This window comes from Pseudomonas gebzensis (genome assembly GCF_034427815.1).
In the GTDB taxonomy this organism is placed as follows: Bacteria; Pseudomonadota; Gammaproteobacteria; order Pseudomonadales; family Pseudomonadaceae; genus Aquipseudomonas.
In genome coordinates, this window is sequence record NZ_JAXQNS010000011.1 from 192,671 (window position 1) to 204,059 (window position 11,389).

The 11,389-nt window shown below is 61.4% G+C and carries 13 protein-coding genes; 5 read left to right on the plus strand and 8 right to left on the minus strand.

Annotated elements, in window-relative coordinates; translation table 11 throughout:
• Positions 1 to 9 precede the first annotated feature (9 nt).
• The gene (locus SJI00_RS19740; RefSeq protein WP_322463356.1) at positions 10 to 714 is read left to right on the plus strand and encodes a lipoate--protein ligase family protein; all 705 of its coding nucleotides are present in this window, start codon (positions 10 to 12) and stop codon (positions 712 to 714) included.
• On the opposite strand, the gene crp is transcribed toward SJI00_RS19740, so the two are convergent.
• Positions 711 to 1,355, minus strand: a complete 645-nt coding sequence (crp, locus tag SJI00_RS19745; RefSeq protein ID WP_322463357.1) for a cAMP-activated global transcriptional regulator CRP — start codon at positions 1,353 to 1,355, stop codon at positions 711 to 713. The genes SJI00_RS19740 and crp overlap by 4 nt on opposite strands.
• A gap of 182 nt (positions 1,356 to 1,537) precedes the next feature.
• Here crp and SJI00_RS19750 point away from each other — a divergent pair, with 182 nt between their 5' ends.
• Positions 1,538 to 1,960, plus strand: coding sequence for an OsmC family protein (locus tag SJI00_RS19750; protein WP_322463358.1), 423 nt, complete (start codon positions 1,538 to 1,540; stop codon positions 1,958 to 1,960).
• A 46-nt stretch (positions 1,961 to 2,006) separates the two neighbouring features.
• Here SJI00_RS19750 and SJI00_RS19755 read toward each other — a convergent pair whose 3' ends face one another.
• From SJI00_RS19755 to hemJ, 5 genes are all read right to left on the minus strand, one after another.
• Positions 2,007 to 3,047 (minus strand): DUF2157 domain-containing protein, encoded by a 1,041-nt coding sequence (locus SJI00_RS19755; protein ID WP_322463359.1) that lies wholly within the window; start codon positions 3,045 to 3,047, stop codon positions 2,007 to 2,009.
• A gap of 23 nt (positions 3,048 to 3,070) precedes the next feature.
• The gene (coq7, locus tag SJI00_RS19760; RefSeq protein ID WP_322463360.1) at positions 3,071 to 3,718 is read right to left on the minus strand and encodes a 2-polyprenyl-3-methyl-6-methoxy-1,4-benzoquinone monooxygenase; all 648 of its coding nucleotides are present in this window, start codon (positions 3,716 to 3,718) and stop codon (positions 3,071 to 3,073) included.
• Positions 3,719 to 3,824: 106 nt separating this feature from the next.
• A complete protein-coding gene (locus SJI00_RS19765; RefSeq protein ID WP_312935571.1) occupies positions 3,825 to 4,163 on the minus strand; it encodes a histidine triad nucleotide-binding protein in 339 nt (112 codons plus the stop codon).
• Between the two features lie 63 nt (positions 4,164 to 4,226).
• Positions 4,227 to 5,009: an SDR family NAD(P)-dependent oxidoreductase gene (locus tag SJI00_RS19770; RefSeq protein ID WP_322463361.1), complete on the minus strand. Its 783-nt coding sequence runs from the start codon at positions 5,007 to 5,009 to the stop codon at positions 4,227 to 4,229.
• Positions 5,010 to 5,107: 98 nt separating this feature from the next.
• Positions 5,108 to 5,530 carry a protoporphyrinogen oxidase HemJ gene (gene hemJ / locus SJI00_RS19775; RefSeq protein ID WP_322463370.1) on the minus strand — a complete coding sequence of 141 codons (423 nt, stop codon included), beginning with the start codon at positions 5,528 to 5,530 and terminating at the stop codon, positions 5,108 to 5,110.
• A gap of 145 nt (positions 5,531 to 5,675) precedes the next feature.
• Between hemJ and argC the strand changes: the two genes are divergently transcribed.
• Both argC and erpA read left to right on the plus strand, forming a co-directional pair.
• Entirely contained in the window at positions 5,676 to 6,710 is a 1,035-nt protein-coding gene (gene argC / locus SJI00_RS19780; RefSeq protein WP_322463362.1) for an N-acetyl-gamma-glutamyl-phosphate reductase, read from the plus strand.
• A gap of 163 nt (positions 6,711 to 6,873) precedes the next feature.
• Positions 6,874 to 7,224, plus strand: coding sequence for an iron-sulfur cluster insertion protein ErpA (gene erpA / locus SJI00_RS19785; protein WP_312935567.1), 351 nt, complete (start codon positions 6,874 to 6,876; stop codon positions 7,222 to 7,224).
• A 63-nt stretch (positions 7,225 to 7,287) separates the two neighbouring features.
• Here erpA and SJI00_RS19790 read toward each other — a convergent pair whose 3' ends face one another.
• The gene (locus tag SJI00_RS19790; protein WP_322463363.1) at positions 7,288 to 8,379 is read right to left on the minus strand and encodes an anhydro-N-acetylmuramic acid kinase; all 1,092 of its coding nucleotides are present in this window, start codon (positions 8,377 to 8,379) and stop codon (positions 7,288 to 7,290) included.
• A 3-nt stretch (positions 8,380 to 8,382) separates the two neighbouring features.
• A complete protein-coding gene (locus SJI00_RS19795; protein ID WP_322463364.1) occupies positions 8,383 to 9,792 on the minus strand; it encodes a peptidoglycan DD-metalloendopeptidase family protein in 1,410 nt (469 codons plus the stop codon).
• A 210-nt stretch (positions 9,793 to 10,002) separates the two neighbouring features.
• Here SJI00_RS19795 and tyrS point away from each other — a divergent pair, with 210 nt between their 5' ends.
• Positions 10,003 to 11,196 (plus strand): tyrosine--tRNA ligase, encoded by a 1,194-nt coding sequence (tyrS, locus tag SJI00_RS19800; RefSeq protein WP_322463365.1) that lies wholly within the window; start codon positions 10,003 to 10,005, stop codon positions 11,194 to 11,196.
• Positions 11,197 to 11,389: the final 193 nt, after the last annotated feature.

Sequence of the window (11,389 nt, forward strand, 5' to 3'; positions counted from 1 at the left end):
GAGCACGCTATGACCGAGCCTGTAATGGCCCTGACCGTCGAGCAGGGGCTTCAAGCCGAGCAGGACCTGCTCGCTGCCGTCTGCCGTGGTGAGCAGAACACCGGGTTGCTGTTCTGGCAGCCGATCGACAGTGCCCTGGTGATGCCTCGGCGCATGAGCCGGCTGCCTGGCTTCGACGCCGCCGCGCACGCCTCTGCCGGTAACGGCTGGCCGGTCCTGTTGCGCGAAACGGGGGGCGAGCCGGTGCCGCAATCGCCGGCCACGGTGAACATTGCCCTGATCTATGTCGCGCCGCGCAGTGAAGGCGATCACGGCCGCATCGAGTTGGCCTATCGACGGTTGTGCGAACCGCTGTGCGACGCACTGCGAGGCTGGGGCGGGGTGGCGTCGGTGGGCGAGATCGACGGGGCCTTCTGTGATGGCCGGTACAACGTCAACCTCAATGGCCGCAAGCTGGTGGGCACTGCCCAGCGCTGGCGTCAGGGCCTGGGCGGTAAGCGCCCGGTGGTGCTGGTGCATGGGGCGCTGCTGCTGGACAACGACCGTGAGTCGATGGTGGCGGCGGTCAATCGCTTCAATGTGGTGTGCGAGCTGGCGCAGCGTTGCCGCGCTGACAGCCATATCGCTTTGCATGAGGTGGTGTCGAACGCCGCTGTGTTCGAGCAGCTGCGCGAGGTCTACACGCAGTTGCTCGCTGCGATCGCTCGCGATTAACGGGTGCCGAAGACCACCATGGTCTTGCCCTTGACGTTGACCAGATTGCGTTCTTCCAGGTCTTTGAGTACACGCCCGACCATCTCCCGCGAGCAGCCGACGATCCGGCCTATCTCCTGGCGGGTGATCTTGATCTGCATGCCGTCCGGATGGGTCATTGCATCGGGTTGCTTGCACAGGTCCAGCAAGCACCGGGCAACGCGGCCGGTCACATCGAAGAAGGCCAGGTCACCGACCTTGCGCGTAGTGTCGCGCAACCGTTGGGCCATCTGGGCGCCAAGGGCATAGAGGATGTCCGGGTCCAGACGGGTCAGTTCACGGAAGCGTCCATAACTGATTTCCGCCACCTCGCACTCGCTCTTGGCCCGCACCCAGGCGCTGCGCTCGTGCACTTGTCCGCCGGTTTCGAACAATCCGAGTTCCCCGAAGAAATCGCCGCTGTTGAGGTAGGCAATGATCATTTCCCGCCCTTCGTCATCTTCGATCAGCACTGTGACAGAGCCTTTGATGATGTAGGACAACGTCTCGGCTTTGTCTCCCGCGCAGATGATGTTGCTCTTCGCCGTATAACGGCGGCGCTGGCAGTGCACCAGCAATTTGTCGATGTTCTTGATCTTGGCGGAAAGCGCGGACGCGACCATCACGAAATCCTGTTCAGTGATGCAGAGAGAAGGGACTGGTTGCTGGCGTTGTGCCAGTCATTTGGCGCCAGATTATCAGCCCTTTCTGATTGCAAAGCCAGAAATCCCCTACGTCGGCTTTTCCGCTTCACGTACAAAGACTAAGCTGACAACCATTTTTCAAGCTTGCAGGAGTTGCACAGATGAAGGCACGCATCCAATGGGCCGGTGACGCCATGTTTCTCGGCGAGTCGGGCAGTGGTCACGTGGTGGTCATGGACGGCCCGCCCGAGGCCGGCGGCCGCAACCTGGGCGTGCGCCCGATGGAGATGTTGCTGTTGGGCCTGGGCGGCTGCAGCAGTTTTGACGTGGTGAGCATTCTGAAGAAATCGCGCCAGGCGGTAGAGAGCTGTGAAGCCTTTCTCGAGGCCGAACGGGCTGACGAAGACCCCAAGGTGTTCACCAAGATTCACCTGCGGTTCGTGGTCAAGGGCCGTGGTTTGAAGGACGCGCAGGTCAAGCGTGCGGTCGAGCTGTCAGCTGAGAAGTATTGCTCGGCGTCGATCATGCTCGGCCGCGCCGGCGTGGAGATCACCCACGGCTACGAGCTCGTCGAGCTCGCCTGATTCAGCATCACCGGCGCGGCAGGGCAAGGCCGCGCGGTGACGATGCCTAGCGTCGCAAGGCTGGCAGGGCCTGCGCAAGCGCGTTCGGTAAACAGTTTCGCAGGCGTTCGGTCAGGCGCTCACGGCGTTTCTGGTAGGCCAGGCCCAGGGCGATCACACCCAGGCCGATCAGCGTCAGTACCAGCGGGAACAGCAGCGATTCGGCGAACACGTCGTAGGCGAGGTAGCCCAGATAGGTGGCCACCCCCAAGGCACCGAAGACCATGAATACCGGGCGCCGTAGCAGTACGGCCAGTCCCATCAGCGCCACGTTGATCACGCAATAGCCAAACTTGCCCAGTTCGCTGCCGCTGTCCATCGCGGTCAGCCCTCCCCAGAAGGCCAACAGGCCTCCCAGGTAGCCCCAGCCCGCGTAGTCCTTGCGCGTGCGACCGTCCACCACCACCGCCACCAGCAGCAGTGCCAGCCCGAACCACAACGACACCTCATGCCGCTGCGCCCAGCTCAGGTCGCTGCCGTACAGGTATTGGCTGATGTCCATGGACATGAACCACAGCGCCAGCGCCATCGGCATGACGATGAAGGGGAAAGGGACGACGCGCAGCATGAGCAGGCCGGCAATGACGGTCGCGCCTTCCATCAGCAACCACTGCCCTTGCACGTAGCGGTAGTAGTGCTGGAAGTCCGGCGTACCGTCCCCGAATGGCCAGAAGCCGGTGATGCGTTGTACGGCAAATACCGCCAGGGGCACGATGCCGACCGCCACGGCTGCCAACACCCCCGCGGCGACAGGCTGGCTGCGGCGCTGCATGTTCAGGGCAAGCAAGGTGAGTGAAACGACGTAGGCCAGGCTGATGGCTAGCAAGGCCCCATCACCGATGCTCATCCAAGCCACCGTCAGCAACCAGCCCATGGCGCCCATGATCAGCAGCGCGCCGAAATAGAACGCCACGTTGGCCAGTTGGAAGCCGGGCCGAGCAGAGGGATGAGCACGCAGAAAAGCCAGCAGGGCGTGGTCCTGACCGGGGTTGAGCACCCCTGCCGTGACCGCGCGGGCCAGGTCGTCGGCATCGAAACGCTGCGTCATGGCATGACTCTCAGATGATCGTTTCAGACTCGGTAGGTGCTTTTGGTCATGACCTTGGCCATCAGGCTCATGCCGAAGCGAACGGGCGCCGGGAAGCGATAGCCGCCTGCATCCAGCGCAGCCTCGGCATGGTGCTCTTCGTCCACACGCATCTGCTCGAGAATTGCACGGGATTTGCCGTCTTCGGCAGGGATCTGCTCAAGGTGTTCGTCAAGGTGCTTGCACACCTGACGCTCGGTCGCCGCAACGAAGCCCAGGCTGACTTTGTCACTGACCAGCCCGGCGAATGCGCCGATGCCGAAAGACATGCCGTAGAACAGAGGGTTGAGCACGCTCGGATGGCTGTTCAGCTGGCGGATGCGTTGCTCGCACCAGGCCAGGTGGTCGATCTCTTCTTCGGCAGCGTGCTCCATCGCGCGGCGCACCTGCGGCAGCTTGGCGGTCAGCGCCTGCCCTTGATAGAGCGCCTGGGCACAGACTTCACCGGTGTGATTGATGCGCATGAGGCCCGCGACATGGCGACTCTGGGCGGGATCGAGCTCGACGTTCGGTTGCACGATCGCAGGTGACGGGCGCGAAGGTTGGCCGCTGAAGGGCAGCAAGGTGCGCAGGGCAGTGTCGGCTTGCAGCAGCAAGCGGTCGAGCGGCGAATAGTGACGTTCGGTAGCCATCGGGCACCTCCGCAAAAGTGTGCCCGACAGTCTACCTCAATCGTGGCAAAGACGATTGCCCAGGGTCATCCCGCGTGCTTGTCACACAACCGGCTACGTGAAAGGATCAGCCCGGCGGCCAGTTCATCTGCCGCTGACCAAGCACGTGCAGGTGGATGTGGTAGACGGTCTGGCCGCCCAGCTCATTGCAGTTCATCACCACGCGAAAGCCTTCCTCGCAGCCCAGCTCAAGCGCCAGGCGCTGGGCGGTGAAGAGGATATGCCCGGCAAGGGTCTTGTCGTCCTCGGTCAGGTCATTGAGGGTGCGGATGGGCTTTTTCGGAATGACCAGAAAATGCACCGGCGCCTGCGGGGCGATATCGTGGAAAGCCAGAACCTGGTCATCTTCGTAGATGATCTTGGCCGGAATCTCCCGGTTGATGATCTTGGTGAATAGAGTATCCACAACGCTGCTCCAGAGTGAGGGTCTGCAAGGAGTGTACTCAGCCAAGCGTCATTCGCCCATGGCCTACTGCATGCCCGAGGGGCAATACCGGCGATGCAGCACGCCTGCGAGTTTTCGCGTCAGCCAGCGTGGCAGCAAGCGCGGGGCAAACGCCAGCCAGCGGTTGCGCCGGCCGGGCATGATCAGGGCGCGGTTCTTGTCCAGCGCGCGGACGGTGAATAACGCCACCTCTTGCGCTGACAGGCAACGGCCACTGCCTTTGAGCCGTTCGATGCTGCGGTTCGCCGAACGCACCGGCCCCGGGCACAGCACCGACACCTTGATGCCCGTGCGCTTGAGCTCCTCGCGCAGGGCTTCGGTGAAGCTCAGCACATAGGCTTTGCTCGCCGCGTAGGCCGCCATCCAGGGTCCGGGCGCAACGCCGGCAAGCCCTGCGACATTGAGTATCTGGCCGCCGCCATGCACGGCCATCAGATTGCCCAGCGCGTGGCAGAGCCGGCTCAAGGCCAGCACATTGACCTCCAGCAGGTCCTGCTCATCGGCCCACTCATGCGCCAGAAACGGGCCATAGGTACGCAGCCCGGCACAGTTGACCAGCAAGTCGATGCGTCGCTCGCCTTCCTCGAGCTCCAGCACGAACCCCGACAGGCGCAATGGCTGGCTGAGATCGCAGGCGCGCAACAGCACGTCTACGCCAAAGCGCTGGGTCAGCTCAAGGGCGACCGCTTCGAGGGGTTCGCGCTGGCGTGCCACCAGAATGAGGTTACGCCCACGCCGTGCCAGCGCTTCCGCCAGAGCCAGGCCAAGGCCGCTGGACGCTCCGGTGATCATGGCGTAACAGGTCATGCAGCGCTCCTGGGGCGGCGAGAAGGGGCGCTAGTGTACAGCGTGCCCCAGAGAGTGACAGGGCCTGTTTCGCCAGGTCTGGTTATTTGAAACGGCTTTCAGAACGGCTTGACCACCACCAGCACGACGATGCCCAGCAACAGCAGCACCGGCACTTCGTTGAACCAGCGGTAGTACACATGGCTTCGGGTGTTGGTACCTGCCGCGAAGCGCTTGCGCTGAGCACCGCAGACATGGTGATAACCGGTCAGCAGAATCACCAGTGCCAGCTTGGCATGCATCCAACCCTGGCTCAGCCACCCTGGCGTGAGGTAGAGCATCCAGATACCGAACACGAAGGTTGCGATCATGGCCGGATTCATGATCCCGCGGTACAGCTTGCGCTCCATGGTGACGAAGCGCTCGCGGCTGACACTGTCGGTGCTTTGTGCGTGGTAGACGAACAACCTGGGCAGGTAGAACAGGCCGGCGAACCAGCAGACCACGCTGACGATATGCAGCGCTTTGATCCAGAGATACAGCATTTGAGAGCTTCCTTAAGGTTTTCACGGTGGTCAGATAGTAGTAGCCAAGCACCCCCAACGGTTAATCCAGTGTTGTTCCGGGCGCCTGCGACCCCTATCATCCAAGGCTTTCCAGTGGCTTCGTTGATAAGGGGCAAGCGTTATGATCAAGGTCGGTATCGTCGGCGGCACGGGTTACACCGGTGTCGAACTGTTGCGTCTGCTGGCGCAGCACCCGCAGGCCGAAGTGGTTGTCATCACTTCGCGTTCCGAAGCGGGCATGGCGGTGTCCGATATGTATCCGAACCTGCGAGGCCACTACGACGACCTGCGTTTCAGCGTTCCTGACAGCGCGGCGCTGGGTGCTTGCGATGTCGTTTTCTTCGCCACGCCCCACGGTGTCGCCCACGCCCTGGCTGGCGAACTGCTGGCGGCGGGGACCAAGGTCATCGACCTGTCGGCCGACTTCCGCCTGCAGGATGCCGAGGAGTGGGGCCAATGGTACGGCCAGCCGCACGGCGCCCCGCAACTGCTCGGCGATGCGGTCTACGGCCTGCCGGAAGTCAATCGCGAAAAGATCCGCAATGCACGCCTGATCGCCGTGCCAGGCTGCTATCCCACCGCAACCCAGCTGGGCTTCCTGCCGCTGCTGGAGGCTGGGGTCGTTGACCCGATGCGGCTGATCGCCGACTGCAAGTCCGGTGTGAGCGGAGCGGGCCGCGGTGCGGCGGTGGGCTCGCTGTTCTCCGAGGCGGGCGAAAACATGAAGGCCTACGCCGTGAAGGGCCATCGGCACCTGCCGGAAATCAGCCAAGGTCTGCGCTTGGCTGCCGGCGGCCAGATCGGTCTGACCTTCGTTCCGCACCTTACGCCCATGATTCGCGGCATTCATTCGACGTTGTACGCCACCTTGCTCGACACCTCGATCGATCTGCAGGCGCTGTATGAAAAGCGTTATGCAGACGAGCCGTTCGTCGACGTCATGCCAGCCGGCAGTCACCCCGAAACCCGCAGCGTGCGTGGCGCCAACGTCTGCCGTATCGCCGTTCACCGCCCGCAAGGCGGCGATCTGGTGGTGGTGCTGTCGGTGATCGATAACCTGGTCAAGGGCGCGTCGGGTCAAGCCGTGCAGAACCTCAACATCCTCTTCGGGCTGGACGAGCGCATGGGCCTGAACCACGCCGGCTTGCTGCCTTGATCCACGCGTGAGCAGAAGGCCCGCCAAGTGCGGGCCTTTTTGTGTCCGTGTGGGGTGTGCCGACCTTGCATCGGGTACCGCACAATTGTTGACCAATTTTCTCGGAGAAGCGGATAATGCGCCCCATCGAGTTTTGTTACGGCGTCCTGCCGGGAGAATCTACATGAGCGTTGAAACCTTCACCCCCACGGGTCTGGAATTCACCCACGGTGCTGCGCACAAGGTGAAGACCCTGGTCAGCGAAGAGGGCAATGATCGGCTGAAGCTGCGCGTATTCGTGACCGGCGGCGGTTGCTCGGGCTTCCAGTACGGCTTCACCTTCGATGAAGACGTGGCCGATGACGACACCATCGTCGAGCGCGAGGGGGTATCGCTGGTAGTCGACCCCATGAGCTTCCAGTACCTGGCCGGTGCAGAGGTGGATTACCAGGAAGGCCTCGAGGGTTCGCGCTTCGTGATCAAGAACCCTAATGCCACGACCACCTGCGGTTGCGGATCGTCGTTCTCCATCTGATACGTGTGACGCTGAACTGAAAACGCCGCGCATTTGCGCGGCGTTTTCGTTCAATCATCCGGCTCAGGCTGGGTAGATGGCGCCCAGGACTCGCAGTCCCTTGGCGGCGGTCACGCTAGGGCGATTGGCCGCCTGCCCGGTCAGGCAGCAGTGGGCCAGCCAAGCAAACGCCATGGCCTCGACCCAATCAGGGTGAACGCCACACGCTTGGGTGCTTTCAACTTGAGCTGTCGGCAGCAGCGCCGCCAGCCGACGCATCAGCGCCCCATTACGCGCCCCGCCACCACAGACCAGCAGCCGGTCGGTATCTGGCTGTGCAGTGTTCAACGCATCGCAGATGCTGCGAGCCGTCAGTTCCAGCAGCGTGGCTTGAACGGCTTCATCGGGTAAAGGCTGCAGTGCACTCAGATGCTGGTCCAGCCACGTCAGGTTGAACACTTCTCGACCAGTGCTTTTCGGACCCGTGCCTGCGAAAAAACGATCGCTCAGTAAGCGGCCGAGCAAGGCGTGATCGACGCGGCCACTGGCGGCCCATGCGCCATCAGCATCGAAGGTCTCACCGCGTTTGCGTTGAATCCAGGCATCGAGCAACACATTGCCTGGGCCACAGTCAAAACCGCTGACCGGCTGATCCTGCGCAAGCAAGGTAAGGTTGCTGAAACCGCCCACATTCAGCACGCCCAGCCGCTGACCAAGGTGGCCAAACAGTGTTTCGTGGAAGGCGGGAACCAGCGGTGCACCCTGTCCGCCCGCGGCCACGTCGCGGCGGCGGAAGTCTGCGATCACGCTGATACCTGTGAGTTCGGCCAGCAGGGCAGGGTTGCCGATCTGCACGGTAAAACCGCGAGCAGGCTCATGGCGGATGGTCTGGCCATGGCTGCCGATGGCGATGATCTGTTCCGGGGCCAGGGCCTGCTCTGTGAGCAGTGCTGCAATGCCTTCAGCCGCCAACCGGGCCCAACGATTCTCCGCCAACGCTGCTCGGGCAATTTCGTCCGGGCCGCTGGCGCACAGCGCCAGCAGCTCACTGCGCAGATCAGCCGGCATTGGCAGGTAATGGGTGGCCAGCAGCCGGGGCTGTTCGTGTTGCTCGATCAAGGCAATGTCCAGCCCATCCAGGCTGGTGCCAGACATGACCCCTATATAGCGCGACATGAATCAGCGCTTGTTCGAGGCGAGTAGGGTGGCTTTTTCCTGATCCATGCGTGCGATCAAGGGCTGGCTCTGCTGCATGAAGCGCTGGCGCTCTGCTTTGGCAATCGGCTCGGACATCGGCACCTTCTGGCTCAGCGGGTCAACGTGGACGCCGTTGACCTGGAACTCATAATGCAAGTGCGGCCCGGTCGACAAGCCGGTAGTACCGATGTAACCGATAATCTGCCCCTGCTTGACGGTGCCACCGGTTTTTACGCCCTTGGCAAAGCCTTGCATGTGGCCATAGAGGGTCTGGTACTTGTTGCCATGCGCCAGGATCACCGTGTTTCCGTAACCGCCGCGACGGCCAGCCAACACCACCTTGCCATCCCCTGCCGCCTTGATCGGGGTACCGCGGGGTGCGGCGTAGTCGACGCCCTTGTGTGCGCGGATCTTGTTCAGGATCGGATGCTTGCGCCCTGCCGAAAACCGCGAGCTGATCCGTGCGAAATCGACTGGGGTACGAATGAACGCCTTGCGCAGGCTGCTGCCATCGGCGGTGTAGTAGCTGGTATTGCCCTGCTTGTTGGTGTAACGCACGGCGGTGTAAGTCTTGCCGCGGTTGGAAAAGCGCGCTGAAAGGATGTTGCCGGTACCAACGACCTTACCGTCCATGACCTTCTGCTCGAAGACCACATCGAACTCATCACCCTGGCGTATGTCCTGGGCAAAGTCGATGTCGTAGCCCAGCACCCTGGCCATGTCCATGGTCAGGCTGTGCGACAGCCCGGCGCGCTGCGCCGAGGCCGACAATGAACTCTTGATCACGCCATGGGCGTAGGCCGTGCGCACTACGGGTTTGCTGACTTCGCGGCTGAAGCTGTAGCCCTTGTCCGAACGGGTGAGACGAATGCTTTCCAGGCTACTGACCTTGCTGTGCAGGCTGGCGAGTTGTCCATCCTTGTCCAACTCGAACTGCAGGACCTGCCCGTGCTTGAGTTGGCTGAACTGCTTGGCCTGCTTGGTGCTGGCCAGCAAATCATGAACGGCATTGGCAGGCAGCCCGACTTTGGCGAATAAGGTGGAGAGGGTGTCGCCTTTGGCCACAGTGACTTCACGGTGTCCCGGCTCGCCCTTTTTCGGTTCGGGCGCTGTCTGGGCGGCCTGCTCGGTAGGCGCTGACGCCGCATTGTCGATCTGCGCGAAAGGCGAGTTGGAGGGCTGTTCGGCTTGCACCAGCGGCGCGCTGGTAGCCTCTTCCTTCAGCGAGTCTGCCGGGTTATCCAGCTCCAGGCTGAGGGTGGTCTTCTTGGCTTCCACTTCGCTGGAAGGGAATACCAGCAGCGCAAGGCTGAGCATCGCGGCAAGACCGCTGGCAGCAAGTAGGTGGATTTTGGGGTACAGCCGAGATGCCTTTGCAGTGTTTGGGGTCATATGGGTGACTTTAAAAAAGGTGAAAAGGAAAAGATGAATGACATGATGAAGATGAAGTAACTGTATAAAATATAACCAAATCTACATTCGTGCAAGGGCGCATAGACGTTACGGGCGCCTCACTGAGTCACAAGATTTTGCAAAACTTGTATTTGACTGCCGATCTTGTATGGTTGGCTCCCTTTGAACCTGAGCCTTGCGGATCTGTTTATGAAGTCGGTGGAAGAGCAGCTGGCGCTTATCAAGCGTGGTGCGGAAGAGGTATTGGTCGAATCTGAGCTGGTCGAGAAGCTCAAGCGGGGCGAGCCTCTGCGCATCAAGGCAGGGTTTGACCCCACTGCGCCTGATCTGCACCTCGGGCATACCGTGCTGATCAACAAGCTGCGGCAGTTCCAGGAGCTGGGTCATCAGGTGGTGTTTCTGATCGGTGACTTCACCGGCATGATCGGCGACCCGAGCGGCAAAAGCGCTACCCGCCCGCCGCTTACGCGCGAGCAGGTACTCGACAACGCCGAGACCTACAAGCAGCAGGTATTCAAGATTCTGGATCCGGCCAAGACCGAAGTTGCATTCAACTCCACCTGGATGGATCAGCTGACCCCGGCCGACTTCATTCGTCTGTCTTCGCAGTACACCGTGGCTCGTATGCTCGAGCGCGATGACTTCGACAAGCGTTACACCAGTAATCAGCCGATTGCCATTCATGAGTTCCTGTATCCGCTGGTGCAGGGTTATGACTCGGTCGCGCTCAAGGCTGATGTCGAACTGGGCGGCACCGATCAGAAGTTCAACCTGTTGATGGGGCGTGAGCTACAGCGCGCCTATGGCCAGGAAGCGCAGAGCGTGGTGACCATGCCGCTGCTCGAAGGCCTCGATGGCGTGAAGAAGATGTCCAAGTCGCTGGGCAATTATGTCGGGATCCAGGAAGCTCCGGGCGTGATGTACAGCAAGCTGGTGTCGATTCCAGACACGCTGATGTGGCGCTATTTCGAGCTGCTCAGCTTCCGCAGCATGGAAGAGATCGCCCAGTTGCGTGCAGATGTGGCAGCCGGTGCCAATCCGCGTGATGTGAAGATCAAGCTCGCTGAAGAGATCGTTGCCCGTTTCCATGGTGAAGAGGCAGCTGCCAATGCGCACCGTGCGGCCGGCAATCGCATGAAAGAAGGCGAGTTGCCTGAGGATCTTCCAGAGATCGCCCTGGAGGCCTCGGAGGATATGCCCATTGCCGCCGTCCTTAATAAGGCTGGCCTGGTGAAGAACTCTGCGGCAGCGCGCGATTTGCTGGCGGCGGGGAGTGTCAAGGTCGATGGCGTAGTGGTCGACCGCGGCTTTGTATTCGTTCGCGGCTCTACCCATGTTTGCCAGGCGGGTAAAAAAGCGTTCGCGCGGATCGTCCTTATATAGAAGAAGGGCTCGTCGGCGTGAGCGACACAGGGGAGGCTTCGGCCTCCCCTGTGCATTCAAGGCCTTTTGAATGTTTCTGAAATAAGTGCTTGACCGCTCGGCGAATGTCTTTATACTGCGCACCACTTCCAGGGCAAACGGAACGGAAAACTCCTTGAGTTTCAATGAGTTGGATGTTTCTTCGGTGTTGGAA